Here is a 26,863-nt window from a genome sequence, read left to right as displayed (position 1 = left end):
CTCGGGGGAATACGTTCGCGACGAAGGTGAGGTGTCCTCGCGTGCGCAGGAAGATCGGGGAACCGGCCGCCGCCGTCCTGGACGTCGGGTCGTTCAGCGCTCGGCTGGTCGTGCTGGCCAGGGGCGGGACGCCGCTCGATCCGGTGCTGAGCCATCAGACGCGCCTTCGGCTCGACCGGGAATTGGACGACGACGGCAAGCTGACCCGGCGGGGCATCGACGCGGTTTCGTCCGCCGTCGAGGCAGGCATGACCATGGCGGCCAAGCACGGCGTCGAAAACGTGTACCCGCTCGCGACGTCGTCTATCCGTGACGCCACCAACGTGAAGCAGGTCGTCGCCGACGTCGCCAAGGCCACCGGCGTCAAACTGCAGTTCCTCACCGGTCGCCGCGAGGCGGAACTGGCCTACGTCGGCGCGCGCCGGTGGTACGGCGCTTCCGCCGGCGGGTTGCTGGTGCTCGACATCGGCGGTGGGACCGTCGAACTCGCCGCGGGCAACGCGGAGGAGGCCGGGTTCGCACGTTCGCTGCCGCTCGGCGCCCGCTCGCTGACGCGCGACTGGATGTCCACCGAATGCCCCTCGCCCAAGGTCGTCCGTGCCATGCGCGACCACGTCCTCGACGAGGTCCGCGACGCGATGCGGGACGTACTTCCGGAGATCCGCGATCACCGCGCCGTCGGCTGCTCCAAGGTGCTGCGGCAACTCGCCAGGCTCGCGGGCGACCGGCCGTCCCGGTCACGGGAACTGCACCTCGACGACCTCCGCGCGTGGATCCCGAGGCTCGCGAAACTGCCGGCGAAACGCCGCGCCGAACTGCCGGGCATTTCGCGGCAGCGCTCCCACCAGGCGCTGGCAGGCGCGATCGTCGCGGAGGCGTTGCTGACACTCGCCGGTGGCCAGGTCGCCATCTGCCCGTGGTCGACCAGGGACGGCCTGCTGCTCACCATGCTCGACGGCCTGGTCGGTCTCGACGGCAAGCCGGCGAAAGCCGCCTGAAGACTGGCGTATCCGGCCGCGAGCGGGTACCCCGGACACATGAGGGAAAGCAAGAAGAGCTTCGGGCAAGACGAAGAAGAGGACCTCGACGACCTTCGCAAGGTCCAGCCGAAGACCGACGTGCCGAGCGCGCCCAACCGCGACATCGGGCCGCACGGCACCGACGACGTCGACGGCGTTCCGGGCAGCGGAGAGGTGCCGATCGAGCCCCCGGACTGAGCGATCACTCGTGCTTCGGCTGCCGCCGCACCGGAGCGCGGCCCGCGGGCTGCACCGGAGCCGGGCCGGGGTCGATCGGCGGGATCGGCAGCCGTACCGGTTCCGGGGTGACGGTGAACGTCTCGCCGTGATGCACCAGTTCCAGCGGCTCCCCGGTGATCACGTGGTATGTCGCGCCTTCGCCGTCGATCTCCACCTGGAACCGGGTGCCGCGGAAGGTCAGCCGGAACGCGATCCGCTGTAGCTGCGGCGGCAGGCGCGGCGCGAAGGTCAGCCGCCCGCCGTGGTCGCGCAGCCCGCCGAAGCCGGCGACGGTGCCTTGCCACGCACCCGCCAGCGACGCCATGTGCAGGCCATTGCGGACGTTGTTGTGCACGTCGTGCAGATCGGTCAGCGCGGCCTCGGCGAGGTAGTCGTAGGCCAGTTCGAGATGCCCGACCTCGGCCGCCATCACGGCCTGCGTCCCCGCAGACAGGGAGGAATCCCGCACCGTCCGAGCCTCGTAGTAGGCGAAGTCGCGCGCTTTCTCCTCCGGGGTGAAGGAATCCCCGCAGAGGTGCAGCGCGAGCACCAGGTCCGCCTGTTTGACCACCTGCTTGCGGTAGAGGTCGAAGTACGGGAAGTTCAGCAGCAGCGGGTAGAAATCCGAGTCGGTTGCCTCGAAGTCCCACTCGTCGTGCTCCAGGAAGCCTTCGGATTGCGGGTGGACGCCGAGGTCCTCGTCGTAGGGGATCAGCATCGCCTCGGCAGCCTTGCGCCACAACGCGACTTCGTCCGCGTCGACCCCGAACGCCGCGGCCACGTCTTCGTGCTGTCCGCAGATTTCGGCGGCGTAGAACAGGTTCCGTCGCGCCATCAGGTTCGTGTAGACGTTGTTGTCCGCCACCGCGGAGTACTCGTCCGGCCCGGTGACGCCGTCGATCCGGAACCGGCCCTGGCGGTCGAAATGCCCCAGTGACAACCACATCCGCGCGGTTTCGAGGAGCAGCTCCGCGCCCTCGGTCCGCATGAACTCGTCGTCGCCGGTGGCGTTGAGGTAACGCACGACGGCGTCGGAGATGTCCGCGCTGACGTGGAACGCCGCCGTGCCCGCCGGCCAGTAGGCCGAACATTCCGCGCCGTTGATGGACCGCCAGGGGAACGCCGCGCCCCGCAAGCCCAGCTGCGTCGCCCTTTCCCTTGCTTTGTCCAAAGTGGAGTGACGCCAGCGCAGCGCGTCGCGGGCGGCGTCCGGAATGCTGTAGGTGAGGACGGGCAATACGAAGGTTTCGGTGTCCCAAAACGCGTGCCCGTCGTAACCGGGACCGGTCAAACCCTTGCCGGCCAAGGCCCTCGTCTCACCCCTGGCCCCTGCCTGCAAGAGATGGAAGAGCGCGAACCGGACCGCCTGCTGCAGTTCCGGGTCGCCATCGATCTCGATGTCCGACGTTTCCCAGAAGTCGTCGAGGAACGCCTTCTGCTCGGCGAGCAGGCCCTTCCAGCCGGTCTGCCGCGCACCCGCCAGCGCGGCCTCGACCTGCGCGCGCACGGCGGGCAGCGAACGCTGCGCGGACCAGCCGTAGGCCAGGTACTTGGTGATCCTCAGCCGTCCGCCCTTCGGCACGTCGACGGCGACGGTGAGTCGCGCGAGGTCCTCCTCGGCCTGGATGTGCGTGCGGACGCCGTCGGTGACGTCGATCTTGTGGTCCATCGCCGCGGCCATCCGCAGCCCGGACTGGCGGGTCTGGTGCACCAGCACCGCGTGATACGCCTCGGCGTGGTGGAACTCCGCGACCAGCGGGGACTCCAATGCCGCGGCGACCCGCGGATCGCGGGTGTCGGACTCGATCGGCTCGTTGGCCAGCAGATCCGACTGCGCCACCAGCTGGAGCTCGTCGTCGAGCGGTTCGACCTCGTACCGGATCGCGGCGACGGCGCGCTGGGTGAAGGAGACCAGGCGTTCGGTCTTCACCCGCACCCGGCGCCCGGTCGGCGAGGACCACACCGTGTGGCGCGCGAGCGTGCCCTTGCGGAAGTCGAGCACGCGGTCGTGGTCGGTCGCCTGGCCGTATCGCATGTCGAGCGGTTCGTCCTCGACGAGCAGCCGGATGATCTTGCCGTCGGTCACGTTGACGACGGTCTGTCCTTCTTCCGGATAGCCGTAACCGGTTTCCGCGTAGGGAAGATCGTGCTGCTCGTAGAACCCGTTGAGATAGGTGCCCGGCAGACCGCGGGGTTCGGCTTCCTCCAGCGTCCCGCGCAGGCCGATGTGCCCATTGGAAAGCGCGAACGCCGATTCGGTGCGCTGCAAGGCGTCGACGTCCATGCCGCGCCAGCGCAGCTCCCAGGGCGCCACCTCGTAGCCGCGGAAAAGCGGATCGGTCACTTCTCGTCCTCCAGCAGTTCGGCGAGGTCGTCCACCACGACGTCGGCGCCGTGCGCGAGTAGTTCGCCCGCCTGATGCGCGCGATTCACCCCGACCACGTAACCGAATCGGCCTTCCTTACCGGCTTGTACCCCGGCGAGCGCGTCCTCGAACACGGCCGCGTGTTCCGGGGGCACGCCGAAGGCCTCGGCACCGGCGAGGAAGGAATCGGGGGCGGGCTTGCCGCGAAGGCCCTTTTCGGTGATCACGATCCCGTCGATCCGCGCTTCGACGAACCTGGTCAGGTCGGCGGCGTCGAGCACCTTCGCGCCGTTGGCCGACGAGGTGACCACGCCGATGCGCAATCCGGCCGCCTTCGCCGCCTCCAGATACCGCACGGAACCCGGATACGGTGTGACGCCTTCTTCGTCGATGATTTTCAGTACCAGCTGGTTCTTGCGGTTTCCGACGCCGTTGACGGTCGCGGCGTCGATGTCGTCGTCAGGATTCCCTTCCGGCAGCTCGATCCCGCGCGAGGTGAGGAAAGTGCGGACGCCGTCGGCCCTCGGCCTTCCGTCGACGTAGGCCGCGTAATCGGCGTCGGTGAAGGGGGAGAACGCGTCACCGTCGCGGGCGCGCAGGAACGCGTCGAACGTGCGTTTCCACGCTTCGCGGTGCTGGGCCGCGGTTCCGGTCAGCACGCCGTCGAGGTCGAAGAGACAGGCCGTGATGGTGTCGGGCAGACCGATCATGCCTCCGAACGCTACCCGCGCTCGCCGGTGCCCGCTCGGCTCTCAGCCGGCGCGGACCACGAGTGCGACGTGCCGGGCGGCCCGGTCCAGTGCATCGGGCGACCGGCGGACCCGGCTTACCAGCAAGGCGCCTTCGAGGTTGGTCACGATGGCCGTCGCGAGGTCTTCGGCCCGGTCGCCTTCGGCACCGTGGGCGCCGAGCAAGTCGACCAGCAGCGCGTGCCAGGCGGCGAACGCGTCCTCGCACGCCTTGGTGATCGCGGGGGAGGCGTGTGCCATCTCCAGCGTGATCGTGGCGAGCGGGCAGCCGCCGCGGTAGTCGTCGGCGGCCAGCGCCTCGCCCGCCTTGCGGTACCACCAGCTCACGGCGTCCTCGATGGTCTCGTTGCGCTCGAAAGCACGCCGGACCGTCTTCGCCACGACGGCGGTGCCGAGCTCGATCGCGGCGACCGCGAGTTGTTCCTTGCCGCCGGGGAAGTGGTGGTAGGCCGAGCCCCACGGCGTGCCGGCCTGTTCGACCAGCCGCCGCCACGAGGTCGCCTGGTAGCCCTCACGACGGAAGAGCGTCATCGCGGTCGAAATCATCCGCTCACGGGTGGTGGCATCGGACACGTCTCCGAGCATAGTCCTTGACTAGGACGATCGTCATAGGAAACGCTAGGACGATCGTCTTAGGAGGCAGTCATGACCCTCGATGTCACCGGCCAGACCAGGCAGAAGACCGTGACCTGGCAGGATCCGGCGCCCACCGCGCGGCTCGGCCGCGAACTGTCCGGGCTGGACTACCTGACCGGTATCGCCGAGGGCCGTATCCCGCCGCCGCCGATCTCGGCGCATTTCGGGATGCGCTGGGTGAGCGTGGCCCAGGGTGACGTCGTGCTCGCCGCGACGCCGGACGAGTCGCTGTACAACCCCATCGGCACGGTGCACGGCGGGGTCGCGGCGACCCTGCTGGATTCGGCGGTGGCGTGCGCGGTGCATTCGACCCTGCCGGCCGGGGTCGGCTACACGTCGGTCGAGCTGAAGGTGAACTACCTGCGCGCCATTTCCGGCTCGGTGGGGGAGATCCGCGCACACGGCTGGGTCGTGAAGGCCGGTTCGCGGGTGGCCTTCGCCGAGGGTGACATCCGCGACGCGGACGGCAAGGTGCTCGCGACCGCGTCGAGCACCTGCCTGATCATCGCTCCCTAGAACATCCCGTTCGGCACGTCCGCGGCGGGCGGCACGGGCTGCTTGACGTCCCAATGCTCCACGATGAGCCCGTTTTCGACGCGGACGATGTCGACGACGGCCGCGCCGCGTTCGTCGTCTGCCGGTACCACGTGCAGGTGCACGACGGCGGGGTCTTCGTCGGCGATCACGCGTTTGACGGAGACCTTCGCGTCGATCAGCGGCGAGTTCTTCATCGCTTCGACGAAAGCGTCGCGGCCGGAGGGAAGCCCCGGACTGTGGGTGCGGAAATCCGGGTGCACGTTCGCGGCCGCGGCGGCGAAGTCCTTGTGTACGAACAAGTTCTCGAAGCAGTCGAGGACGATCTTCTTGGTCGTTGTCATGCGGACATCGTTTCGCGCGTGCCCGCCGCCGTCGATTACCGCGGAGGTAATGCCTCAAAGCGGCGGGCGGACCCGGCGCCCGCGGATCGCTTCCGGTTCGCCGTAACGATCGAGGATCCTGGCGAGCAATCCCTTCGCGTCCGCGACCCGTTCCTCGCCGAATTCCGCGGTGAGTTCCTCTTCCAGTGCCGCCCGGTGCTTTCGCGCCCCTTCGACGGCGCGCTCGGCCGTTTCGGTCAGATGCAACAGCCGGGTCCGCGCGTCGGCGGGATCGGGTACGCGCCGCAGCAGTCCCCGGCGTTCCAGTTCGGCGACGACCTTCGAGGCCGCCTGCTGGGTCACACCCATCCGTCCGGCCAGCGCGGAGATCGACAACGGTCCGGCGAGCACGTGCTGGAACACCACGCCGTCGTTGAACCGGGTTTCGCCGATCCCATCGGCGGTCAGCCGTCGCTGGATCTCGCCGCTCATCGCCCAGCCCGCGAACAGCGAGACCAGTGACAGGTCGAGGTCTGCGGGCTTAGGATCCACAACCATGGTTGTGGAATCTAGCATCCCACCGCGTGCACTGCTGGAGGAGTTCGTCCGGGTCGCCCATCGGATCGTCTGGTGCACGCTGGCGACGGTCGACCGCCGAGGGCGGCCGAGGTCGAGGGTGGTACACCCGATCTGGGAACAGCGGGACGGCGAACTCGTCGGGCACCTGTTCACCCGGCCGACGCCGCTGAAGAAGGCGCATCTCGCGCGGACGCCGTTCGTCTCGTGTTCGTACTGGGACCCGGCGCACGAGGTCGCCGTCGCCGAATGCGGCGCCGGTTATGCCGACGACGAGGAAACGCGGCGGCATCTTTGGCGGCTCGCCGAGGAAACGCCGGAGCCGCTGGGCTTCGACCCGAGGATCATGGGCGGCGAAGAGCCACTGGATCCGGGCATCACCGTGCTGAGGCTGACGCCGTGGCGGATCAGTGCCGGCGGCAAGGCATGGCGGCGGGCGGATCCGGCCGCTTAGGCCGCGCCGACCTTCCGTTCGAAGACCAGGCCCTCGGCGGCGCGCAGACCGACGCTGATCGCACCGGTCAGCACGCCGTCGTCGCCCAGTTCACCTTGGACGACCGCCGGGACGAGCGGGGTGAACGAGCGCAGCGCGCGGTCGATCGGATCGAGCAGCAGATCGGCCGCGGTGCCGATACCGCCGCCGAGCACGATCAGTTCGGGATCGATCACCGCGGCCACCGACGCGACCGTGTACGCGAGCCTGTCCGCTTCGGCTTCGACGGCGCGCAAGGCGAGTTCGTCGCCGTCGCGGGCGAGACGGAAGACCTCGCGGGCCGATTTCGCCGTGCCGAGGCCGAGTTCGCGTGCGCCGCGGACCACGGACTGCGCCGCTGTCGCCTCTTCGAGATGACCGCGGACAGGGGGTGCGTCATCGCCTTCGCCCGCCGCGTGTGACTGGCCGTAGGGCAGGTAGCCGATTTCGCCCGCCGCGCCCGTCGCGCCGCGGAAGACCTCGCCGTTGACCATCACGCCCATCCCGACACCGGTGCCGATGGTGATGCAGCCGAACACGGACGCGCCGCGCGCGGCGCCGCGTTCCCATTCGCCGACGGCGGTGAGGTTCGCGTCGTTCTCCACCATGAGGTCCGGGCCGAGAACGCCTTCGAGCTCATCGAGCAGGCCGGCCTTGCCCCAGCCGGGCAGGTTCGGCGCGTGCCGGAAGCAGCGTTTGGCCGGATCGGCGACACCGGGTGAACCGAGGACGCGCACGACGATGTCCGCCTGACTGAGTCCGGCTTCGCGCACTGTCGCCGCGGCGAGCGCGCCCACGGCGCTGACGAGCGCGGTGCCGGAACGCGAGGTGTTCCGCTCGTCACGGCGGGCGACGACGGTGTGGCCGAGGTCCGAGACGGCGACACGGAGGTGTTCGCGTCCGATGTCGACACCGAGGACATACCCGGCGGTGGGATCCGCCTCGTAGAGAACGGCGGACCGGCCGGTGCCGGTCGAAGTGTGCCCGGTCGCCCTGGCGAGACCGGCCGCTTCGAGGGCGAGTAACGCTTGGCTCACCGTGGGTTTCGAAAGACCGGTGTCCTTGGCCACTTGCGGCCGGGTGGCGGGGCCGCTGCGGCGCAGGAGGTCCAGCACGGCGCGCTGATTGATCTTCCGCATCCCGGCGGGGGTGCCGACGGGCGGATTTTCTGCGCCAACCACGAGCTTCGCCTCCTGTCGAACCAAAGTGTTCCCACCAAAGTTATCCGGGTCCGGCCCGGAATGGGCAAGAAGGTTTACATTCGGTGGTTCTCGGCGACGATAAACGGCTCCGGGTCGCGAATCGCGCACGCCGCGCGCGAAAACCGGTGATTCACCCGGTGTCCGGACGCGTGCTCCCGATGATCGGTAATGGTCTAGACCAAACGGGGCAGGTTTCGGTCAGGCGACGTGACGGCTCGCCGGTCGCCGGAATCCCTTGTGCTGGCGAGGGCGTTCGGGGGTTTCGCCGGTTTCGTCGCCGGTTTCCGCGGTGAGGGAGCCGGGGTCGCCGGCCGTCGTCGCGGGACTGGGGAGGTTGCGCAGGCGATGCTGACGGTTCACCACGAACAGCAGGACCAGGCCAAGGACGACCAGCCCATGGGTGAGCACCCGCCCGGCGGTGACCTGTCCCGAGACGAGGTCGCCCGCGGACAACGCCAGGAGCAGGGCGACGAACCCGGTCAGCGCCGGCAGCTGCCCGGCCGCGGCCTTCGTGCGGACGGCCGCCCAGCCGAGTCCGACGCCGACGGCGAGGTTCCACGCGCTGCTCTCGTGCGCAAGGTGCCCGACCAGGGATTCCGCGCTGTGGCCGGCGGCGTGGTCCTCGACGCCCAGCAGCTGGGCGAAGGCGAGGCCGAGCTGGGCGATCGCGACCAGGGCGAGCGCGATCCTGGCAGGCCAGCCCTCGCTCGGCGGGGCGGGGGTGCGGTCCATGATGACGGCGGTGAGGTCCGGGACCGGCGGCGCCGGCCGCAGCAGGATCGTCCGGTGCAGCCGCTCCGCGCGGGCGAGCCACGACCGGCAGGCGGCGCAACCGGTCACATGCCGGTCGACCGCCTCGGGCGGGGCGGGTTCGGTTTCGCCGTCGAGCCGGGCCGACAGGGCCTCGCGGCAGGTCTCGCACTTCACGTCTCACTTGTCGGGCGCGGGCCTGCCCCGGTTCCCGGGGCGCTGCTACGTTTCTCGTATGGCAGGGCCGCGCAACCATGACGACGAGCGGGTGACCGCGCTCGCACTCGCCGCCGCCCGCGGTGACCGGCGGGCGCTCGAGGACTGGGTGCGGGCCACCCAGGCCGACGTCTGGCGCTTCGTCGCGCACCTCGCCGACGTCGGCGCCGCCGACGACCTCACCCAGGAGACGTACCTGCGCGCGTTCGGCAGCCTGCGCCGGTTCGCCGGCCGGTCCTCCTCGCGGACCTGGCTGCTGTCGATCGCCCGGCGCGTGGTCGTCGACCGCATCCGGGCGGCTTCGGCGCGCCCGAAGCTCGCCGACGTCGACTGGGAAGCCACCGCCGAGCGCCGCGGCGCGCGTCAGGCGGAGGGTGTCGCGGGGTTCGAGGATCTGGTGGAGCTGCGGATGCTGCTCGACGGACTCGACCCGGAACGGCGTGAGGTCCTCGTCCTCACCCAGGTACTGGGGCTCTCGTACGCCGAAGCCGCCGAGATCTGCGGCTGCCCGGTCGGCACCGTGCGCTCGCGGATCGCCCGCGCCCGCGAAGACCTGCTCGAAGCGGGCCGGGAGCGCGACTCCATCTAGCCTCCGGTGTGGCGCGCCACACATTCGGGGGCCTTCGCTGTCACCTCGTCACACAGATGGGCCGACACGACTACTCCGCGTTGACTAGGCCGAATGCCGCTGCCTAGCGTGTCGCCATCCAACCCCAGGCCGCGCGAGGGTCCCCGCCTTCTCCGCGCGCTCTCGAAGGGATCTTCCCGATGGCCAGTCCCACCACTGGAACCCAAGGCGAGGCTCCGGATTCCGGCGGCCTCGGCCGTCGCCGGTTCCTGAGCTTCCTCGTCGCCGCCCCCACCCTCACGATCGCCACGAAGATCGGTGTCGACGGCTTCGCGCCCGAAGAGGCCGAAGCCGTCATCCCGACCCTGCCCGGTCCGGCCGAGATCCTCGACCTCGGCGACGTCCTGATCCTTTCGAACGCGCCCACCGCCAACCTGCTCGTGCTCGAAGTCCGCGAAGACGGCCGCGTCCGGCTGGAACTGCCGCGGACCGAGGTCGGACAGGGCATCGCGACGGCGAACGCGATGCTGGTCGCCGAAGAGCTGGATCTGCCGCTCGACCGCGTCGACGTCGTGCTCTCCGACGCCCGTTCGGAACTGCTGTTCAACCAGCTGACCGGCGGCTCCAACACGATGCGCTCGCTGTACACGCCGGTGCGCACCGCCGCGGCCGCCGCCAGGGCCCGGCTGGTCGCGACCGCGGCGAGGCAGTGGGGCGTCAACGCCGACCGGCTGTCCACACGGGACGGTTCGGTGATCGCGGCGGACGGCCGCCGGCTGACCTACGGCGCGCTGTCCAAACCCGCCGCCCGCGCGGACCTGGGGAAGCTCACCGCGACCCCGAAGGCGGAGTCCACGCACAAGCTGGTCGGCACCCCGCAGTCCCGCAAGGACGCCCGCGCGATGGTCACCGGGCAGCTCAAGTACACCCTCGACCTGGACATCCCCGGTGCGAAGCCGGTGATGGTCCGCCGCCCGCCGACGATCAACGGCACGGTCAAGAAGGTCAACAACGAGGCCGCCGTGCGCGCGATGCCCGGCATCATCGACATCGCCGTGATCCAGACCGGCGTCGCGGTGCTGGCGGAGACCTTCGGTCAAGCACTCGACGGAAAGAACGCGCTCGACGTCACCTGGAACGGCGGCACCGTCGACGGCGAGAACGACGCGACGATCAAGAAGAAGCTGCAGGCCGCGGCGCTGCCGTTCGTCGTGCCGCCGCTGCTGACCCAGTACGTCGACGGCGAATTCGACTTCGCCTTCGCCAGCCACGCGCCGCTGGAGACCAACTCCGCGGTGGCCGACGTCCGTGAGGACGGCGCGACCATCTGGTCCGGCATGAAGGTCCCGATCCTGGCGAAGCAGAACATCGCGCAGGAGCTGGGACTGCCGGAGAACAAGGTCGTCGTGCACGTCCAGCAGGCGGGCGGGTCGTTCGGGCGCAGGCTCTTCTCCGACGGCGCGATCGAGGCGGCGCGCGCCTCCAAGGCGTTCAAACGACCGGTGCGGCTGATGTGGAGCCGGATCGACGACATGCGCCACGGCCGCGCCCGCGCCGCGAGCCACCACAAGATCCGTGCCACCTTCGCGCTCGGCCAGGTCCTCACCTTCGAGCACCGGGTCGCCAGCGTCGAGACCGACTGGGGACACGGGCTCGGCGAGGTCCTCACGGCCTTCGCCGCGAAGCTGCCGGTCGGCGGGAACCTGAGCTTCGCGCAGACGGTGTTCTTGCTGACGGTGAAGTCGCCGTACAACTTCGGCGTCACCACGCAGCTGCTCAACGAGGTCCCGGTGGACTTCCACACCGGCGCCTGGCGGTCGGTGTACTCCTCGAGCACGCGCGGCGCGGAAGAGATCATGGTCGACGAGATCGCCGCGAAGCTCGGCAAGGACCCGGTGGAGTTCCGGCGCGAGTTCATCAAGAACGAACGGCAGCGCGCCGTGCTGGACAAGGTCGCCGAACTCGGCGAGTGGGGCAAGGCGATGCCCAAGGGTTTCGCGCAGGGCGTCGCCGTGCACGGCGAGTACAAGTCGTACACCGCCTGCCTTGTCGAACTCGACGGCCGCGACCCGAAGAAGCCGCGTGTCACCAAGGCGACCATCGCGGTCGACGTCGGCAAGCCGATCAACCCCCGCGGGCTCGAAGCGCAGATGCTCGGCGGCCTGACCGACGGCATCTCCACGACATTGACCGCCGGGCTGCACATCGACAAGGGCCTGCCGCTGGAGGGCAGCTACTCGCAGTTCCACTACGCGCGGCAGAAGAACTCGCCGATGGACGTCAAGGTGTTCGTGATGCCCGAGACGGGCGAGATCGGCGGGGCGGGCGAACTCGGCGTACCCGCCCCGGTCGGCGCGATCGCGAACGCGTACGCGCGGGCCACCGGCATCAAACCGCGCAGCTTCCCGATCAACTTCCCGGTCGACTTCGAACCCTTCCCCCGCTGACTTTCCTTCCCCGCCAAGGAGTTCCGATGCCCAACTACACCTTCACGGTGAACGGGAAGACCGTCACCGTCGACGCGCCCGCGAATCTGCCCATGTTGTGGGCGCTGCGCGACAAGCTCGGCGTCCGCGGTCCGAAGTACGGCTGCGGGATCAACGTCTGCAAGGCCTGCACCAGCCACCTCGACGGCGAGGCGTTCAACCCGTGCGTGACGCCGGTGTCCGAGTGCTCCGGCCGCGACGTCACCACCATCGAAGGCCTCGCCGACGGCGACGACCTGCACCCGGTGCAGGAGGCCTGGCTGGAGCAGGACGTCGCGCAGTGCGGCTACTGCCAGCCGGGGCAGATCATGGCCGCGGTTGCGTTGCTGAAGAAGACGAAGAACCCGACCGACGCCGAGATCGACGCGATCCAGAACGTTTGCCGGTGCGGCACCTATTTCCGGATCCGCGAGGCCATCAAGAGCGCGGCCGCGAAGATGTGAAACCCGCCGGTGCGGCGAAAAACTCGCGTTTTCGCCGCACCGGCGGATCCTTTCGCCTTCGGCAGGCCACGTCCGGGGAAGTCGTGTTAGATGGCGTGCCCAGGGGCTCGACGAGGAGCCCCTGCCCCGGAGGACGTCCATGCACTATCGAACTGTGCTCCGCGAAGGCTCGGCCGCCGTCGTCGCCGAACTCGCCGTCGAGGTCGAAAAGCAGCTTCCCGGGCTCATCGACGACACCGTCGAGCAGATCCGTGCCGAGATGCCGGTGTACCGCGACGCGCAGTTCGTCTCGCTCGCCGAACTGCGGACGTCGGTGCGGAACAACCTCGAGTTCGTCATGCGGACCCTGCGCGGTACGGAGGAACCCGATCTCGCGCAGGCCAGGGCGACCGGACGCGCGCGGGCGCTGCAGGGCGCGCCGCTGCCGGAACTGCTGCGGGCGTACCGGATCGGGCTCACCGAGGTGTGGAACCGGTTCGTCGAACTGACCGCGTCGGAAGTGCAGCAGGACCTTCGCGGGCTCGTCGCCGCGACCTCGGCGATCTGGGCGCTGATCGACGACTACGCCGAGGCGTTGACGACGACCTACCGCGACACCACCGCCGAAGTCATGCTGGCGCACCAAAGCAGACGGTCGGCGTTGGTCGAAGCACTGTTCGCCGGCGGCGCGGCCACCGAGGGCACGCTGTGGGACATCGCGCGCGTACTCGAACTCTCGCTCGACGGGACCTACGTGGTCGTCGCCGCGGAAACCCCGCGCGTCGGGCACGAACCGTTGCCACAGATCGAAAACCGGCTCCGCGAACGGCATCACGCGTCGGCGTGGCGGCTCACCCCGGACCTCCAGGTCGGCGTCGTGTCGATGCGGGATCCGTCGGCGTCCCAGGTGATCATCGAGCTGTTGCGGGAGAATTCGATCGGCCGGATCGGCGTCAGCCCAGTGTTCACCGGCCTCGGGAACACCTCCCGCGCGCTGCATCTGGCGCGGGTCGCGCTGTCCAGCATGCTGCCGGGGACGACGGGAATGGTGCAGTTCAACGAATCCCCGCTCGCCGGACTGGTCGCCAGCGCGCCGGAGGCGTCGGTGCAGCTCGCGCATCACGTGCTGCGGCCGATCCTGGACCTGCCCGGCGACGACCGGAACGTGCTGCTGCTGACGTTACGGGCGTGGTTCGAATGCCAGGGCTCCACGAAACTGACGTCGGAGCGGATGTTCTGCCACCCCAACACGATCCGGCACCGGCTGAAGCGGATCTCCGAGGAACTGGGCCGTTCCCTGACCGACCCGGCGGATATCGCCGAACTCGGCGCGGCCCTGCGCGCCCTGCACATGTTCCCGGACACTTCGCATCTGCCTTCACCGAGGGATCCGCTGCGCTAGATTTCCCGCATGAACGATTTCGCCATCGGCGGGGATTTGACCGTGCACCGGCTGGGTTTCGGCGCCATGCGCCTGCCGGCCGAAGCAGGCCCCGCGCGTGAGGCGTCCATCGCCTTGGCGCGAAGGGCCGTGGAACTCGGCATCACCCTGATCGACACCGCGCACCTGTACGGCTGGGGAGCCAACGAAGAACTGCTCGCGGAAGCGCTGTACCCGTACCCGGACGATCTGGTGATCACCACCAAGGTCGGCGTCGTCCGGATCGGGGACGACTGGAAGTACGACGCACGGCCGGCGTCGCTGCGGGCGCAGGTCGACGAAGGGCTGCGACGGCTGCGTGTCGAACGGATCGAGTTGCTGCAGCTGCACCGGCTCGACCCGGAGACCCCGCTGACCGATCAGCTCGGCGCGCTGCGGGACCTGCGTGACGAGGGCAAGATCGGCCGGATCGGGCTGTCCGAAGTCACCGTGGACGAACTCGCGCGGGCACGGGAGATCGTGGACATCGCGAGCGTGCAGAACCGCTACAGCCTCCTGGACCGCTCGTACGAAGCGGTGCTGGACGCGTGCGAGGCGGCCGGGATCGCTTTCCTGCCTTGGCGTCCGGTGCTCGGCGCCGCCTCCGAGGCGGGTTCCGAGCTCACGGCCGTCGCTTCGGAACTCGGGGTGACCACGGCGCAGGTCGGGCTCGCGTGGCTGCTCGCGCGGTCGCCGGTGATCCTGCCGATCCCGGGCACGGCGAGTATCGCGCACCTGGAGGAGAACTTCGCCGCGGCGGCGGTCAAGCTGACGGACGAGCATCTGCGGCGGCTGGGAACCTGAGCCGCGCCATGGCGATCACGCCCAGCAGCGGCCCGATCGCCAGGATCGGCGCCGCTGCCCGCCAGCCGACGGTGTCGGCGAGTACCGGCAGGCCCTGGATGGTCAACGCGCTGACCAGGAACCCGATTGCCGTCTGAGCGGTGAGGGCGGTACCGACGTAGCGGGGATCCGCGGCTTCGCTCAACGCGGCGGAGAACTGGCCGGAGTCGGCGATCGCGGCGACACCCCAGACGAACAGCAAGGTGCCCAGCACCGCCGGATGAGCGGCGAAGGCGAACACCGAGACCAGGCAACACGCCCCGCTGACGGCCAGTGCCACGAGCGCGACGTCGATCCTCCCGAACCGGTCCGAGAGCGCGCCGCCGAGCAGACAGCCGATCGCCCCGCCGACACCGATGACGGTGAACGCGAGCAGGCTCACCGAGCCTTGAGACGCGGCCGCGGCGTAGGCGGGGATCCAGGTCCAGAACGCGTAAAGCTCCCACATGTGTCCGAAGTAGCCGAGCGCGATCAGCCGTTGCCGCCGGTCGCGCGCCATCGTGACGAGGTACGCCGGTTCCCAGGGCGGTGAGCGCCGGACGGCGGGGCCGACGCGGACGAAGAACGCGGCCAGCACCGCCGCGCCGAGGGCGAGAAGAGCGGCGACGACGAGCACCGTCCGCCAGTCCGGCAGGTTCCCGGCCAGCAGATGAGGTGACGCCGAGCCGAGCGCGAGCGCGGCCAGCAGCACGCCGAGCGCGAGACCGCGGCTGCCGGGGAACCACGAGACGACGATCTTCATCCCGACCGGGTAGACCCCGGCCAGCGCCATCCCGGTGCCGAACCGCAGCAACACCGCGAGCCAGAACTGGTTACCGCACAACGGCAACATCAGTGTCAGCAGCGCACCAGTCGCGGCGCTCGCGGCGAGTAGCCGTTCGGGCCGCAGCCGGTCCGCGAGGTTGGCGACGGCCGAGACCAGCGCCCCCGCCGCGAAACCGACCTGCACCGAAGCGGTGAGCAGCACGGTGCCCTGCATGGAGAGCGCCCATTCCGCACGCAGGGCGGGGACGACGCTCGACGCGGAGAACCACAGTCCCATGGCGAGGATCTGCGCGGCGGCGGTGAGCGCCAGCTGGCGCGGTGCGGAGCTGGGCACGCCCGCAGGTATCGCACCTGCGGGCGGACCGGCTCAAGACAGGACGACGGCGATCACCCGAAGGTGTGGCCGGACTTGACGGCCTCCACGAGCACTCGCCGCGAATGCGCGACGAACTTCCCGTCGGTTTCGATTCTCCGATGGAGTTCCGCGAGCTTGTCGCGATGACCGTCCACAGTGAACCCCGGCACGATCCAGATCACCTTCCGCAGGAAGTGGACGACGGCGGCGAGATCGAAGAACTCCATCCGCAGTTTCGCCGGTTCCAGCCGCTCCACCCGCAGCCCGACGGCCTCCGCCTCGACACGCAGCACGTCGGGCGTCCAATCGCCATAATCCTGCGGGCCGAGGAAGAACTCCTTCAGTTCCCGGACGGTCCCGGCGCCGATCTGTTGCGAGAGAAAGGTGCCTCCCGGCCTCAGGACGCGCGCGATCTCCCGCCACGGGTTCTCGATCGGATGGCGGCTGCTCACCAGATCGAAAGACTCGTCGGGGAAGGGCAAAGGCGCGTCGTACTCGGCCTCGACCACCTCGCCACCCAGCGGGGCGAGGGTCCGCCGGGCGACCTCGACGTTCGGCGGCCAGCCTTCGGTCGCGGCGAGGACCGGCGGCGGTTTCGGGATGCCCGCGAGCACCTCGCCGCCGCCGGTCTGCAGGTCGAGCCCGGCCGATGCCGCCGCCATCCGCTCGCCGAGCAGCCGCGAGTAACCCCACGGGGGCCGTTCCTCGGTGGCCCGGCCCTCGAACCACGAGAAGTCCCAGCCTTCGACCGGGACGGCCTCCCCTTCGGCGAGCAGCTCTTCGAACGTCATGTCCGCAGTCTCGGCTCTCCGGCAGGGTGGGGCAACACGATTACAGGTGTCCAACTTGAGCAGTTTGCGTGTTTCGGGACGTGGTCGTGAGTGATAAGGAGCGTTCTATTGAGAGGTAACTCAAATGGTGGCGTGTCCTGAGAGCCCCCGTTGGGACGTTGAAGGTCTCAGCGGGGGCCTTCAGGACATCACGCTTCGACGCTGGGGGCAGCGGTGTTCGCGACACGGGCGGCGGGCGCAGACCTCGAGGGAGCACGCACCGCAGAAGTGCCGGCCACGACAACCTTGCCTTACCCCTCAAATAGCGATCACGCGTCGGTGGACCGCTTCCACAGGTTGATGTCGGCTTCGGTGGCGTAGCGGTCGATCTCGGCCAGTTCTTCGTTGGTGAAATGCAGGTTCTTCAGCGCGCCGACGTTGTCCTCCAGCTGCGCGACGCTGCTCGCGCCGATCAGCACCGACGTCATCCGCGGGTCGCGCAGGCCCCACGCGAGCGCGAGCTGCGCCAGCGTCTGCCCGCGTCGCTGAGCGATCTCGTTCAACGCCCGGATCTTCCCGAGGGTGTTCTCGGTGATCGTGTCCGGGTTGAGCGATTTCCCTTGTGCCGCGCGGGAATTCTCCGGAATTCCGTTGAGGTAGCGGCTCGTGAGCATGCCCTGCGCCAGCGGCGAGAACGCGATGCAGCCCGCGCCTTCGGCTTCGAGGGTGTCGAGCAGTTTGTCGCCTTCGAGCCACCGGTTGAACATCGAGTACGACGGCTGGTGGATCAGCAGCGGCGTGCCCAGTTCCCGCAGGAGCCGGGCGGCTTCGGCGGTCTTCTCCGACGAGTACGACGAGATGCCGACGTACAGCGCGCGTCCGGAGCGGACGGCGGTGTCGAGCGCGCCGACGGTCTCTTCGAGCGGGGTCTCCGGGTCGAAGCGGTGTGAGTAAAAGATGTCGACGTAGTCCAGGCCCATCCGGCCGAGCGATTGGTCCAAAGAGGACAGCAGGTACTTGCGCGAGCCCCATTCACCGTACGGGCCGGGCCACATGTCGTAGCCCGCCTTGGTCGAGATGACCAATTCGTCGCGGTACGGCTTGAAGTCCGACGCCAGCAGCCTGCCGAAGTTCTCCTCGGCCGAGCCGTAGGGAGGTCCGTAGTTGTTGGCGAGGTCGAAATGGGTGATGCCCAGGTCGAATGCCCTCCGCGCGATGTCCCGCTGGGTGCCCAGCGGTTTGTCGTGCCCGAAGTTGTGCCACAGGCCCAGCGAGATGGCGGGCAACTTCAGGCCGCTGCGCCCGGTGCGGCGGTACGGGATGCTCTCGTATCGGCCCTCGGCCGCGACATAGGTGCTCACGAGCCCGATGCTAGCTGTCCGGACGCCCTTGAGAAGAGCGCGGCGACCGAGCCAAGGTGCTCTTTGAAGGCCGAAGGCCGCTCGACCTCGAAGGGCGCGCCGATGGCGGCGAGGATCAGCACGGGCCAGTCGAAGGTGTCGACGTTCATCGTGAGGCGGCAGGACTTCTCGTCGATGGCTTCGAGCGCGCCGCCGAGATACCGCACCGCCGCCTCGACCTCGGCTTTCGGCGCGTCGACCCGGACCACCAACGTATGCGTGGTCGGCCTGGCCTTGATCTGCGCTTCGACGAATTTCACCGCGTCCCCGCCGGGGATCTCCCGCGGCCGGTAGCGGGCACCGGTGGTGCGCGGCTCGCTGAGCCTGTCGACGCGGAAGGTGCGCCAGTCGACCCGGTCGAGGTCCCAGGCCACCAGGTACCACCGGCGGCCGAGTGAGACGAGCCGATGCGGCTCGACCAACCGCGCGGACTCCTCGCCACCGCGTGCCGCGTAGTCGAACTTCAGCCGCTCGTCGTCCCGGCAGGCCTGTGCGATCACCGTCAGGCTGGCCGCGTTGACGCGGGGACCCGTGACGGCCGCCGGCGTCGTGTACGCCTGGAGCGCGTCGACGCGTCTGCGCAGCCGGGGCGGCATCACCTGGACGACCTTCGTCAGCGCCCGGACCGACGTCTCCTCGATGCCCTCGACCGAGCCGCTCGCCGCGGTCCGCAGGCCGACCGCGATCGCCACGGCCTCTTCGTCGTCCAGCAGCAGCGGTGGCATGACCGTGCCCGACCTCAGCTGGTAGCCACCCGCGACGCCGCGGCTGGCGTTGACCGGATAGCCCAGCTCACGGAGCCGCTCGACGTCGCGTCTCAGCGTCCGCTCGCTCACTTCGAGCTTGTCGCTCAGTTCGGTTCCCGACCAGAAGCGGTGCGTCTGCAGCAGGGACAGCAGCCGCAGCATCCGCGCACTCGTATTCGCCATGAATCCAGATTCGCCCCGATTCCGGTCAGAAAGTGGCCGGAATAGACTTTAGCGTTGTCCCCATGACGATGACAGTGGACACCCCGAGCGTCGTGACCTCGGAAAACACCCTCGCGGCAACGCCGTATCGCTGGCGCTGGCCCGCGCTGTTCGTGATCCTGACCGGTTCGGTCATGGAGCTGCTCGACATGACGGTCACGAGCATCGCCGGGCCGGTCATGCGGGCTTCGCTCGGCGGCGGGACGGCGATGATCCAGTGGCTCGGCGTCGCCTACACCCTCGCGATGGTGTCCGGCCTGCTCACCGGCGGACGGCTCGGCGACATCTTCGGCCGCAAGCGCATGTTCCTCATCGGCGCGATCGGCTTCGTCGCCGGTTCGCTGTTCTGCGCGATCTCGGTAAGCCCCGAAATGATCATCACCGCTCGAGTGGTGCAGGGCCTGTTCGGCGCCGCGATGGTCCCGCAGGGCCTCGGCATGATGAAGGAGATGTTCTCCGGCAAGGAGCTGCAGTCCGCGTTCGGCATGTTCGGCCCCGTCATGGGGCTCGCCGCGATCGGCGGCCCGATCCTCGCGGGCTGGCTGGTCGACGCCGACTTCTTCGGCACCGGCTGGCGGATGATCTTCCTGATCAACCTGCCGATCGGCGTGCTCGCCGCGCTCGCCGCGCTGAAGTTCCTGCCGGGGTCCCGTTCCGGCGGTTCGCTCACCCTCGACATCCCCGGCGCGCTGCTCGCCACCACCGGTGCGTTGCTGATCGTCTTCCCGCTGGTCCAGGGCCGCGAGTACGGCTGGCCACTGTGGACGTTCGCGATGATGGCGGTCGCGATCGGCGTGTTCGCGATCTTCGCGTGGTTCGAAAAGCGCAAGAGCCGACGCGGCGGTGACCCGCTGGTCGAACCGAGCCTGTTCCGCAAACGCAGCTTCCTCGCCGGGATGGCCACCGGGACGATCTACTTCGCGGCGTTCTCCGGTTTCGGCCTCGTGTTCACGCTGTACCTGCAGCTCGGGCTCGGTTTCTCGCCGCTCAAGGCCGGGCTGACCGGGGTGCCGATGTCGCTCGGGATGATCGTCGGGATGGGCCTGGTGCAGGTGGTGCGCAAACACGGCCGCAAGGTGCTGCACACCGGCGCGCTGATCATGGCCGCGGGCGTGGTCGCGCTGCTGCTGCTCCTCGGCCCGGAAACCGGTCCGTGGCTGATCGCCCCCGCCTTGCTGGTGGTCGGGATCGGCTCCGGGCTGATCATGGGACCGTACTTCGAGATCGCGCTGTCCGGAGTGGAACCGTCGGAGGCCGGATCGGCGTCGGGTGCGCTGACGTCGCTTCAGCAGGTCGGCGGCGCGCTGGGGATGGCGCTGCTCGGCACGGTGTTCTTCGACGCGGGGACCGCCGACCCGACGGACGCGGCGCGGCGGACATTCTGGGTGGTCGCGGTGATGGTGATGCTCACCTTCGCGGTCGGGTTCCTGCTGCCCAAGCGGATCCGCGACGTAGAGTCGGCCGGGTAGGCGATCGAGCTGGGAGGCCGCGTGGCTGGGACCGGGTACTTCACATCCGTCGAAGACGTGACGGCGAAGCTCGCCGACACCGGCTACCTGGCCTCCGCGGCCGTCGCCACCACGGTGTTCCTCGCGGACGCCCTCGGCAAGCCGTTGCTGATCGAGGGCCCCGCCGGGGTCGGCAAGACCGAACTGGCCAAGGCGGTCGCGGAGGCGAGCGGATCCCGGCTGGTGCGGCTTCAGTGCTACGAAGGCGTCGACGAGTCTCGCGCGCTGTACGAGTGGAACCACGCGAAGCAGCTCCTCCGGATCACCGCCGGCAAGGACGAGACGTGGGACGAAGCCCGCAACGACATCTTCGGTGAGGAATTCCTGCTGGCCCGGCCGCTGTTGACGGCGATCAAGGGCGACGAGCCGACCGTCCTGCTCATCGACGAGACCGACAAGGCCGACGTCGAGATCGAGGGTCTGCTGCTGGAGGTCCTCGGCGACTTCCAGATCACCGTCCCGGAACTCGGCACCATCACCGCCGGGCGCAAGCCGTTCGTGGTGCTGACGTCGAACGCGACCCGGGAACTTTCCGAGGCGCTGCGACGACGCTGCCTGTTCCTGCACATCGATTTCCCCGACGCGGCACTGGAACAGCGCATCGTGCGCCTCAAGGTGCCCGGCGTCGACGACGCGCTCGCGGCGTCCGTGATCAAGGTGATCACCGCGCTGCGGGCGATGGAACTGCGGAAGGCGCCGTCGGTCGCGGAAACCATCGACTGGGCCCGGACGCTGCTGGCGCTCGGCGCGGACAGTCTCGGTGAGGACGTCGTCCGCGCGAGCCTCGGTGTCATCCTCAAACACCAGGAAGACGTCGTGAAGGCGGACGCGCGGCTGGAACTCGGCAAGGTCCTCGACTCGTGAGCGGCGTGCCGGGCAGGCTCGTCGAGTTCGTGGAAGCGTTGCGGGAACACGGGATTCCCGCCGGTCCCAGTGAGACGGTCGACGCCGCCGCGGCACTCGAAGTGCTGGGACTGGCCTCACGCGAGCAGATGCGGGAAGGGCTCGCGGCGGCGCTGGTCCGGCGCGGCGGTCAGCGCGCGGTGTTCGACGCGACCTTCGACATCTACTTCCCGCTCGGGATCGGCGCGCCGTCGCAGGATCCCGTCGAGGATCTCGCCGCGTTGCGCGAGCGGCTCGCCTCGGCGCTGGCCGCCGACGACCAGACCGAACTGACGCAATTGGCCGGGCTCGCCGTCGACATGCTGGGGGAGTACGGCAGCGGTACGGCGGGGTCCGGTGGCTGGTCGGCGCACCAGACCCTGGAACGGCTTCAGCCGCAGACGCTCGTGGTGCGGGTGCTCGAAGCGATCCGCGCGGGAGCTTTGACCGATTTCACCGACCGGCTGGACCGCGACGACGTCCGGCGGCGGGTGGAGGGCTTCCGTGGCATGGTGCGGACCGAAGCGCGTCGCAGGGTCGCCGAAGTCCGTGGCCGGGAACGGGTTTCGCGGCACGCCGTCCCGCCGGCCGCAGACCGCGTCGACTTCCTGCTGGCCAGCCGCGCGCAACTCGCCGAACTCCGCCGCGTCGTGCAGCCGTTGTCGCGCAAGCTCGCCACCCGGCTGGCCGCTCGCCGCCGACGGCACGCGCGCGGGCAGATCGACCTGCGCCGGACGCTGCGGCGTTCGCTGTCCACCGGTGGCGTCCCGATGCGGCCGTCGTACCGTCGGCACCGGCCGGGGCGGCCGGAAATCGTGCTGCTGTGCGACATGTCGGGCTCGGTGGCCGGATTCGCCAACTTCACCATGCTGCTCGTTCAGGCTCTGCGGGATCAGTTCAGCAAGGTGCGGGTCTTCGCGTTCATCGACGCGTGCGACGAGATCACCCACCTCGTCGACACCGGCGCCGCCGACCCCGAGGATCTCGGCGCGCGGATCCTCGCCGACGCCGAACTCACCCGATGGGACGGTCACAGCGACTACGGGCACGCGCTGGGGGAGTTCGCCGAGCGGTACTCGGACGCCGTGGGGCCCAAGACGTCCGTACTGATCCTCGGTGACGCCAGGACCAACGGCGGCGACCCGAATCTGGCCGCCGTAAGGGGAATCGCCGCCGCGGCAAGGCATACGTACTGGCTCAATCCCGAGCGGACGGCGCTGTGGTCCACAGGAGACTCCGAAGCGCATGCGTACGCGGAGGTCGTCGAGATGCACGAATGCCGGAACGTGCACCAATTGACCAAGCTGGTCACGCGGCTCTTGCCTGCCTAGGGCTTCAGGGCGGCCTTGCCGTAGGCGTCGGCGTTGCTGAACACTTCCTGCCCGTACTGGGCGGAGTTGTTGTACGTCAGCACCGCGTTCCACCAGCCGGTCGGCTTGCCGAGGTCGCCGCCCTTCGCGCACATGTAGCGCGCTGTCGTCATCGCGGCGTCGTCGATGTTCTGCGGGTCCGGCGCGGCGCCGTCACCGCTCGCGCGGACGCCGTACCGCTTCCAGGTGGCGGGCAGGAACTGCATCGGGCCGACCGCGCGATCCCACTTCGGGTCGCCGTCGAGGGCGCCCTTGTCGGTGTCGACGACGGCCAGTACACCTGGCGAGCCGTCGAGCGGGATGCCGATGATCGGCGGTGTCACGACGCCGTCTTCGCCGGCGCGGGAGCCGTCGTGCCGGGCGTGCTGGGATTCCGTCCGGCCGATCCCGGCGATGGTCGCCCAGGTGATTCCGCAGCGAGGTGTGGTCGACGCGGTCTTCTCGGCCGCGTTCACGTAGGCGCGCAGCACGCGCGAAGGGACGTCCGTGTTCTCCGACACCTTTGCGATCCAGGCGTCCTTCGCGGGCTCCGCCGGCAGCGGTCCGGCGTCACCGGGGATCGCCGAACGCGGCGCGGGCTTGAGGGCGGGGACGACGAACTCGGGTTTGACCGGCACCGGCTCGCGGTCGCTGATGCTGACCACCACCCAGACGGCACCGGCCACGAGGGCGCCCACGACCAGCAGTGCGAGCATCACGCAGCCACGCGGGCCGCGCTTTTTGGGCGCCGGCTGCCACTGGTCCATCAGGTCCAGGGTCGAAGGGGACGAAGCGGTCACCGGTTCCACGGTACGTGACGCTTGTGGAGAAGTTGTGAAGCCCACGCGTCAGGCGAGCCAGGCGTCGATCTCCGCGTGGATCGAGCGCTTCAGGTCGGCGGGCGCGAAGGACGCGTCGACGGAAGCCCGTGCGAGACCCGCGAGCGCGAGGTCGTCGTAGTCGAACGCCTCCCGGGTCCGCAGGAACTCGTCGGTCAGCGTGGTCCCGGTGATCGACGGGACGTCGGTGCTGAGGGTGACCACGAGCCCGGCGTCGACCAGCCGGGGGAGCGGATGTTCCTCGAATGACGGCACGAGCCCGATCGTCACGTTCGACGAAGGGCAGACCTCCAGCGCGATACCGCGTTCCCGCACCTCGGCGACCAGCGCGACGTCCTCCAGTATCCGGATGCCGTGGCCGATCCGTTCGCTGTGCCCGAGGTCGAGCGCTTCGCGGATGCTGTCCGGGCCGGCGTCCTCCCCGGCGTGGTGGATCAGGTGCAGCCCGGCTTCCTCGGCCTCGTCACAGATCCCCGCGAACGGCGCGAGCGGATATTTCTCCTCACCCGCCAGGCCGATCGCGATCACCCCGTCCGGGGCGTACCGGCGGGCGAGGTCGAGGGTGCGCCGGGCGCGTTCGACCGACCGGCGGCGCGAATGGTCCAGGATCACCCGGGTGGTCAGCCCGTGTTCGGCCGCACCGATCGAGAGTCCTTTGAGGACGGAAGCGAGCGGCATGTCCGGCTCGTCGAGCCGTTCGCCGTGTGACGCCGCCGTGAAGGTGACTTCGGCGTAGCGGACGCCGTCCGCGACCTGGTCCTCGCAGAACTCGCGCGCCACCCGTTCGAAGTCCTCCGGCCGCCGCAGACAGGAGCGAATCAGCCCGTTGTAGTCACCGAACGCGCGAAATCCGTCGAACACGGGTTGTTCGGCGGGGACGGCGATACCGTTCGCGTCGCCGAGGTCACGGAGCGTGTCCGGCCGGATGGTGCTTTCGAGATGGACGTGCAGATGTGCCTTGGGCAGCAGCGAAAGATCCCGCATGAGCCTGAACCTACTGGCCGTCCGCCGTGCGCGCGCCCCGTTTTCCGCCGGTCCGGCCGGGCATTTGTATCCGAAATGAGTGATTTGGCGCGCTACGGGGAACCCGATGACCACCACCGGTCGTTGAGCAGGACACCAGACGACCCCGAGGAAAGGGACCACAGTGCCTCTACTGCGGAAGTTGACCGCCCTGGCCGGCACCGCCGGGGCCGTGCGCGCCTACGTGCGGAAGAACCCCGAGAAGGTCTCCAAGGTCGTGAACAAGGCCGCGACCTTCGTCGACCACAAGACGAAGGGCAAGTACCACAACCAGATCGACGGCGCGGTGCGCAAGGTCGACGGGATGACCGGACGGCCGCCCCGTCGCCCCTACGAGCACTAGTTCTCGGCTGAGAGTGTCTCGAGGATCTGCTCGCCGTACTTCGCGAGCTTGTTCTCACCGACGCCGCTGACCGTACCCAGCTCCTGCAGCGTGGCGGGTCGTTTGGTGGCGATCTGGCGCAGGGTCGCGTCGTGGAAGATCACGTACGCGGGCACTCCCTGCTCCTTCGCCGCCGCGGCCCGCCACGAACGCAGCAGTTCGAACACGGGTGCCGCTTCGGCGGGCATCTCGGCGGCCGCGGCCTTCTTCGAGCTGGACCGCGCCGCCGCCTTGGCCGCCCGCTCCGGCTCGCGCCGTAGCTGGACCTTCCGTTGCCCGTTCAGGACCTCGGCGCTGCCCTCGGTGAGCACGAGCGAGCCGTAGTCGCCTTCGACGGCGGCGAGTCCCTGCGCGAGCAGTTGCCGGACGACGGCCCGCCACTCCGGTTCCTTCAGTTCCGTGCCGATCCCGAAGACCTTCAGTGAATCGTGCCGGTGCTGAGTCACCTTCGGTGTCGACTTGCCGAGCAGGATGTCGATGATCTGACCCGCGCCGAACTTCTGCCGCCGCTCGTTCTGCAGCCGGACGATGGTGGAGAGGAGCTTCTGCGCCGGGATCGTGCCGTCCCAGGTCTCCGGCGGCGCCAGGCAGGTGTCACAGTTGCCGCACGGCTCGCTTCGCTGCCCGAAGTAGCTCAGCACCTGCACGCGACGGCATTCGACCGTCTCGCACAAGGCCAGCATCGCGTTGAGGTGGGCGCTCAGCTGCCGCTTGTACGCCTCGGACCCCTCCGACATGTCGATCATCTTGCGCTGCTGCACGACGTCTTGAAGGCCGTACGCCAGCCACGCCGTCGAAGGCAGCCCGTCCCGGCCCGCGCGGCCTGTCTCCTGGTAGTAGCCCTCGACCGACTTCGGCAGGTCCAGATGCGCGACGAACCGCACGTCCGGTTTGTCGATGCCCATCCCGAACGCGATCGTCGCGACGACGATCAGCCCGTCCTCGCGCAGGAACCGCGACTGGTGCTTCGCCCTTGTCCGCGCGTCCAGTCCGGCGTGATAGGGCACCGCCGGAATCCCGTTCTCCACCAGGAAGTCCGCGGTCTTCTCCACCGAGTTCCTGGACAGGCAGTAGACGATCCCCGCGTCACCCTTGTGCTCGGTGCGCAGCAGTTCCAGCAACTGGCGCTGCGGTGAGTTCTTGCCGACGATCCGGTACTGGATGTTCGGCCGGTCGAAGCTCGCGACGAAATGCCGCGCGTTCTCGAGGTTGAGCCGGGACGCGATCTCCGCGTGCGTCGCCTTGGTGGCGGTGGCGGTGAGCGCGATCCTCGGCACGTCCGGCCAGCGTTCGTGTACCGCCGACAGCATCAGGTAGTCGGGCCGGAAGTCGTGGCCCCACTGGGAGACGCAGTGCGCCTCGTCGATCGCGAACAGCGAGATCTTGCCGCGATCGAGCAGCCGCACCGTCGATTCGACCGAGAGCCGTTCCGGTGCCAAATACAGCAGATCGAGTTCGCCGGAGAGGAACGCGGCCTCGACCCGGTTGCGCTCGGCGTAGTCCTGTGTCGAGTTGAGGAAACCCGCGCGCACGCCGAGGTTGCGCAGCGCGTCCACCTGGTCCTGCATCAACGCGATCAGCGGCGACACGACCACGCCGACGCCGGGCCGGACGAGGGCGGGGATCTGGTAGCACAGCGACTTCCCACCGCCGGTGGGCATGAGAACGAGCGCGTCACCGCCTGCGATGACGTGTTCGACGATGGCGTGCTGTTCGCCGCGGAAGCTGTCGTAACCGAAAACCCGGTTCAGCGTTTCGAGGGCTTCCGAGGTACCGATGTCGGGGGCTGCCACCCGGCCGATTCTAGGGGCGGGGTCCGACA

At 69.2% G+C, this 26,863-nt stretch carries 27 protein-coding genes; 13 read left to right on the top strand and 14 right to left on the bottom strand.

Annotated features, from left to right (window positions below):
- The first annotated feature begins 41 nt into the window (after positions 1–41).
- Positions 42–998 (top strand): Ppx/GppA phosphatase family protein, encoded by a 957-nt coding sequence (locus ACZ7KI_RS16850; RefSeq protein ID WP_465505389.1) that lies wholly within the window; start codon positions 42–44, stop codon positions 996–998.
- A gap of 39 nt (positions 999–1,037) precedes the next feature.
- Positions 1,038–1,217 carry a hypothetical protein gene (locus ACZ7KI_RS16845; protein WP_470274022.1) on the top strand — a complete coding sequence of 60 codons (180 nt, stop codon included), beginning with the start codon at positions 1,038–1,040 and terminating at the stop codon, positions 1,215–1,217.
- Positions 1,218–1,221: 4 nt separating this feature from the next.
- Here ACZ7KI_RS16845 and ACZ7KI_RS16840 read toward each other — a convergent pair whose 3' ends face one another.
- The 3 genes from ACZ7KI_RS16840 to ACZ7KI_RS16830 are packed head-to-tail and all read right to left on the bottom strand — an operon-like array spanning position 1,222 to position 4,925.
- Positions 1,222–3,522 (bottom strand): glycoside hydrolase family 65 protein, encoded by a 2,301-nt coding sequence (locus ACZ7KI_RS16840; protein WP_470274082.1) that lies wholly within the window; start codon positions 3,520–3,522, stop codon positions 1,222–1,224.
- 56 nt (positions 3,523–3,578) lie between these two features.
- The gene (locus ACZ7KI_RS16835) at positions 3,579–4,313 is read right to left on the bottom strand and encodes an HAD family hydrolase (RefSeq protein WP_470274021.1); all 735 of its coding nucleotides are present in this window, start codon (positions 4,311–4,313) and stop codon (positions 3,579–3,581) included.
- Between the two features lie 42 nt (positions 4,314–4,355).
- Entirely contained in the window at positions 4,356–4,925 is a 570-nt protein-coding gene (locus tag ACZ7KI_RS16830) for a TetR/AcrR family transcriptional regulator (protein ID WP_470274020.1), read from the bottom strand.
- A gap of 72 nt (positions 4,926–4,997) precedes the next feature.
- Here ACZ7KI_RS16830 and ACZ7KI_RS16825 point away from each other — a divergent pair, with 72 nt between their 5' ends.
- Entirely contained in the window at positions 4,998–5,504 is a 507-nt protein-coding gene (locus ACZ7KI_RS16825) for a PaaI family thioesterase (RefSeq protein ID WP_470274019.1), read from the top strand.
- On the opposite strand, the gene ACZ7KI_RS16820 is transcribed toward ACZ7KI_RS16825, so the two are convergent.
- Both ACZ7KI_RS16820 and ACZ7KI_RS16815 read right to left on the bottom strand, forming a co-directional pair.
- Positions 5,501–5,866, bottom strand: a complete 366-nt coding sequence (locus tag ACZ7KI_RS16820) for a nuclear transport factor 2 family protein (RefSeq protein ID WP_470274018.1) — start codon at positions 5,864–5,866, stop codon at positions 5,501–5,503. The genes ACZ7KI_RS16825 and ACZ7KI_RS16820 overlap by 4 nt on opposite strands.
- Positions 5,867–5,920: 54 nt before the next feature.
- The gene (locus tag ACZ7KI_RS16815) at positions 5,921–6,403 is read right to left on the bottom strand and encodes a MarR family winged helix-turn-helix transcriptional regulator (RefSeq protein ID WP_470274017.1); all 483 of its coding nucleotides are present in this window, start codon (positions 6,401–6,403) and stop codon (positions 5,921–5,923) included.
- Here ACZ7KI_RS16815 and ACZ7KI_RS16810 point away from each other — a divergent pair.
- Complete coding sequence (locus tag ACZ7KI_RS16810; protein ID WP_470274016.1) at positions 6,402–6,875, top strand: pyridoxamine 5'-phosphate oxidase family protein; 474 nt, start codon at positions 6,402–6,404, stop codon at positions 6,873–6,875. The two genes, ACZ7KI_RS16815 and ACZ7KI_RS16810, sit on opposite strands and share 2 nt — an antisense overlap.
- On the opposite strand, the gene ACZ7KI_RS16805 is transcribed toward ACZ7KI_RS16810, so the two are convergent.
- Both ACZ7KI_RS16805 and ACZ7KI_RS16800 read right to left on the bottom strand, forming a co-directional pair.
- Complete coding sequence (locus ACZ7KI_RS16805) at positions 6,872–8,074, bottom strand: ROK family transcriptional regulator (RefSeq protein WP_470274015.1); 1,203 nt, start codon at positions 8,072–8,074, stop codon at positions 6,872–6,874. The two genes, ACZ7KI_RS16810 and ACZ7KI_RS16805, sit on opposite strands and share 4 nt — an antisense overlap.
- Positions 8,075–8,293: 219 nt before the next feature.
- Positions 8,294–9,022 carry a zf-HC2 domain-containing protein gene (locus ACZ7KI_RS16800; protein WP_470274014.1) on the bottom strand — a complete coding sequence of 243 codons (729 nt, stop codon included), beginning with the start codon at positions 9,020–9,022 and terminating at the stop codon, positions 8,294–8,296.
- Positions 9,023–9,080: 58 nt separating this feature from the next.
- Between ACZ7KI_RS16800 and sigC the strand changes: the two genes are divergently transcribed.
- From sigC to ACZ7KI_RS16775, 5 genes are all read left to right on the top strand, one after another.
- Positions 9,081–9,650 (top strand): RNA polymerase sigma factor SigC, encoded by a 570-nt coding sequence (sigC, locus tag ACZ7KI_RS16795; RefSeq protein ID WP_037321621.1) that lies wholly within the window; start codon positions 9,081–9,083, stop codon positions 9,648–9,650.
- A 179-nt stretch (positions 9,651–9,829) separates the two neighbouring features.
- Positions 9,830–12,076: a xanthine dehydrogenase family protein molybdopterin-binding subunit gene (locus tag ACZ7KI_RS16790; protein WP_470274013.1), complete on the top strand. Its 2,247-nt coding sequence runs from the start codon at positions 9,830–9,832 to the stop codon at positions 12,074–12,076.
- 26 nt (positions 12,077–12,102) lie between these two features.
- Positions 12,103–12,558 (top strand): (2Fe-2S)-binding protein, encoded by a 456-nt coding sequence (locus ACZ7KI_RS16785; RefSeq protein WP_470274012.1) that lies wholly within the window; start codon positions 12,103–12,105, stop codon positions 12,556–12,558.
- 139 nt (positions 12,559–12,697) lie between these two features.
- Positions 12,698–13,939, top strand: a complete 1,242-nt coding sequence (locus ACZ7KI_RS16780) for a PucR family transcriptional regulator (protein ID WP_470274011.1) — start codon at positions 12,698–12,700, stop codon at positions 13,937–13,939.
- 9 nt (positions 13,940–13,948) lie between these two features.
- A complete protein-coding gene (locus tag ACZ7KI_RS16775) occupies positions 13,949–14,761 on the top strand; it encodes an aldo/keto reductase (protein WP_470274010.1) in 813 nt (270 codons plus the stop codon).
- On the opposite strand, the gene ACZ7KI_RS16770 is transcribed toward ACZ7KI_RS16775, so the two are convergent.
- The 4 genes from ACZ7KI_RS16770 to ACZ7KI_RS16755 all read right to left on the bottom strand — a co-directional run bounded on the left by ACZ7KI_RS16770 (position 14,721) and on the right by ACZ7KI_RS16755 (position 19,019).
- Positions 14,721–15,899 carry an MFS transporter gene (locus ACZ7KI_RS16770; protein WP_470274009.1) on the bottom strand — a complete coding sequence of 393 codons (1,179 nt, stop codon included), beginning with the start codon at positions 15,897–15,899 and terminating at the stop codon, positions 14,721–14,723. The two genes, ACZ7KI_RS16775 and ACZ7KI_RS16770, sit on opposite strands and share 41 nt — an antisense overlap.
- A 53-nt stretch (positions 15,900–15,952) precedes the next feature.
- Entirely contained in the window at positions 15,953–16,711 is a 759-nt protein-coding gene (locus ACZ7KI_RS16765; RefSeq protein ID WP_470274008.1) for a class I SAM-dependent methyltransferase, read from the bottom strand.
- Positions 16,712–17,019: 308 nt separating this feature from the next.
- The gene (gene mgrA / locus ACZ7KI_RS16760) at positions 17,020–18,051 is read right to left on the bottom strand and encodes an L-glyceraldehyde 3-phosphate reductase (RefSeq protein WP_061983279.1); all 1,032 of its coding nucleotides are present in this window, start codon (positions 18,049–18,051) and stop codon (positions 17,020–17,022) included.
- Positions 18,048–19,019 carry a helix-turn-helix transcriptional regulator gene (locus tag ACZ7KI_RS16755; RefSeq protein WP_470274007.1) on the bottom strand — a complete coding sequence of 324 codons (972 nt, stop codon included), beginning with the start codon at positions 19,017–19,019 and terminating at the stop codon, positions 18,048–18,050. Before ACZ7KI_RS16755 ends, mgrA begins: the two co-directional genes overlap by 4 nt.
- A 62-nt stretch (positions 19,020–19,081) precedes the next feature.
- Here ACZ7KI_RS16755 and ACZ7KI_RS16750 point away from each other — a divergent pair, with 62 nt between their 5' ends.
- The 3 genes from ACZ7KI_RS16750 to ACZ7KI_RS16740 are packed head-to-tail and all read left to right on the top strand — an operon-like array spanning position 19,082 to position 22,779.
- Positions 19,082–20,527 carry an MFS transporter gene (locus ACZ7KI_RS16750; protein ID WP_470274006.1) on the top strand — a complete coding sequence of 482 codons (1,446 nt, stop codon included), beginning with the start codon at positions 19,082–19,084 and terminating at the stop codon, positions 20,525–20,527.
- 21 nt (positions 20,528–20,548) lie between these two features.
- Complete coding sequence (locus ACZ7KI_RS16745) at positions 20,549–21,430, top strand: AAA family ATPase (RefSeq protein WP_465507261.1); 882 nt, start codon at positions 20,549–20,551, stop codon at positions 21,428–21,430.
- On the top strand, positions 21,427–22,779 hold the full coding sequence (locus tag ACZ7KI_RS16740) for a vWA domain-containing protein (protein ID WP_470274005.1): 1,353 nt from the start codon (positions 21,427–21,429) through the stop codon (positions 22,777–22,779). Before ACZ7KI_RS16745 ends, ACZ7KI_RS16740 begins: the two co-directional genes overlap by 4 nt.
- On the opposite strand, the gene ACZ7KI_RS16735 is transcribed toward ACZ7KI_RS16740, so the two are convergent.
- Together ACZ7KI_RS16735 and add are read right to left on the bottom strand one after the other, a co-directional pair.
- Positions 22,776–23,597, bottom strand: coding sequence for a lytic transglycosylase domain-containing protein (locus ACZ7KI_RS16735; RefSeq protein WP_465507263.1), 822 nt, complete (start codon positions 23,595–23,597; stop codon positions 22,776–22,778). The genes ACZ7KI_RS16740 and ACZ7KI_RS16735 overlap by 4 nt on opposite strands.
- 48 nt (positions 23,598–23,645) lie before the next feature.
- Positions 23,646–24,620, bottom strand: coding sequence for an adenosine deaminase (add, locus tag ACZ7KI_RS16730; RefSeq protein WP_470274004.1), 975 nt, complete (start codon positions 24,618–24,620; stop codon positions 23,646–23,648).
- Positions 24,621–24,783: 163 nt separating this feature from the next.
- Between add and ACZ7KI_RS16725 the strand changes: the two genes are divergently transcribed.
- Positions 24,784–25,002 (top strand): antitoxin, encoded by a 219-nt coding sequence (locus ACZ7KI_RS16725; RefSeq protein WP_470274003.1) that lies wholly within the window; start codon positions 24,784–24,786, stop codon positions 25,000–25,002.
- Here ACZ7KI_RS16725 and recQ read toward each other — a convergent pair.
- Positions 24,999–26,834 (bottom strand): DNA helicase RecQ, encoded by a 1,836-nt coding sequence (gene recQ / locus ACZ7KI_RS16720; RefSeq protein WP_470274002.1) that lies wholly within the window; start codon positions 26,832–26,834, stop codon positions 24,999–25,001. The two genes, ACZ7KI_RS16725 and recQ, sit on opposite strands and share 4 nt — an antisense overlap.
- Positions 26,835–26,863 lie beyond the last annotated feature (29 nt).

This window comes from Amycolatopsis sp. NPDC039088 (genome assembly GCF_055598845.1).
Note: the sequence above shows the minus strand (reverse complement) of the source record. Positions and strands in the feature narration are given on the sequence as shown.

What these genes read in the sequence shown, in the direction of transcription:
- ACZ7KI_RS16790 (WP_470274013.1), top strand. Translation starts at nt 9,830, where the DNA reads ATGGCCAGTCCCACCACTGGAACCCAAGGCGAGGCTCCGGATTCCGGC.
- ACZ7KI_RS16840 (WP_470274082.1), bottom strand. Translation starts at nt 3,522, where the DNA reads ATGGACGTCGACGCCTTGCAGCGCACCGAATCGGCGTTCGCGCTTTCC.
- ACZ7KI_RS16775 (WP_470274010.1), top strand. Translation starts at nt 13,949, where the DNA reads ATGAACGATTTCGCCATCGGCGGGGATTTGACCGTGCACCGGCTGGGT.
- ACZ7KI_RS16785 (WP_470274012.1), top strand. Translation starts at nt 12,103, where the DNA reads ATGCCCAACTACACCTTCACGGTGAACGGGAAGACCGTCACCGTCGAC.
- ACZ7KI_RS16755 (WP_470274007.1), bottom strand. Translation starts at nt 19,019, where the DNA reads ATGGCGAATACGAGTGCGCGGATGCTGCGGCTGCTGTCCCTGCTGCAG.
- ACZ7KI_RS16750 (WP_470274006.1), top strand. Translation starts at nt 19,082, where the DNA reads ATGACGATGACAGTGGACACCCCGAGCGTCGTGACCTCGGAAAACACC.
- add (WP_470274004.1), bottom strand. Translation starts at nt 24,620, where the DNA reads ATGCGGGATCTTTCGCTGCTGCCCAAGGCACATCTGCACGTCCATCTC.
- ACZ7KI_RS16765 (WP_470274008.1), bottom strand. Translation starts at nt 16,711, where the DNA reads ATGACGTTCGAAGAGCTGCTCGCCGAAGGGGAGGCCGTCCCGGTCGAA.
- ACZ7KI_RS16820 (WP_470274018.1), bottom strand. Translation starts at nt 5,866, where the DNA reads ATGACAACGACCAAGAAGATCGTCCTCGACTGCTTCGAGAACTTGTTC.
- sigC (WP_037321621.1), top strand. Translation starts at nt 9,081, where the DNA reads ATGGCAGGGCCGCGCAACCATGACGACGAGCGGGTGACCGCGCTCGCA.
- ACZ7KI_RS16845 (WP_470274022.1), top strand. Translation starts at nt 1,038, where the DNA reads ATGAGGGAAAGCAAGAAGAGCTTCGGGCAAGACGAAGAAGAGGACCTC.
- ACZ7KI_RS16780 (WP_470274011.1), top strand. Translation starts at nt 12,698, where the DNA reads ATGCACTATCGAACTGTGCTCCGCGAAGGCTCGGCCGCCGTCGTCGCC.
- ACZ7KI_RS16835 (WP_470274021.1), bottom strand. Translation starts at nt 4,313, where the DNA reads ATGATCGGTCTGCCCGACACCATCACGGCCTGTCTCTTCGACCTCGAC.
- ACZ7KI_RS16815 (WP_470274017.1), bottom strand. Translation starts at nt 6,403, where the DNA reads ATGGTTGTGGATCCTAAGCCCGCAGACCTCGACCTGTCACTGGTCTCG.
- ACZ7KI_RS16825 (WP_470274019.1), top strand. Translation starts at nt 4,998, where the DNA reads ATGACCCTCGATGTCACCGGCCAGACCAGGCAGAAGACCGTGACCTGG.
- ACZ7KI_RS16810 (WP_470274016.1), top strand. Translation starts at nt 6,402, where the DNA reads ATGGTTGTGGAATCTAGCATCCCACCGCGTGCACTGCTGGAGGAGTTC.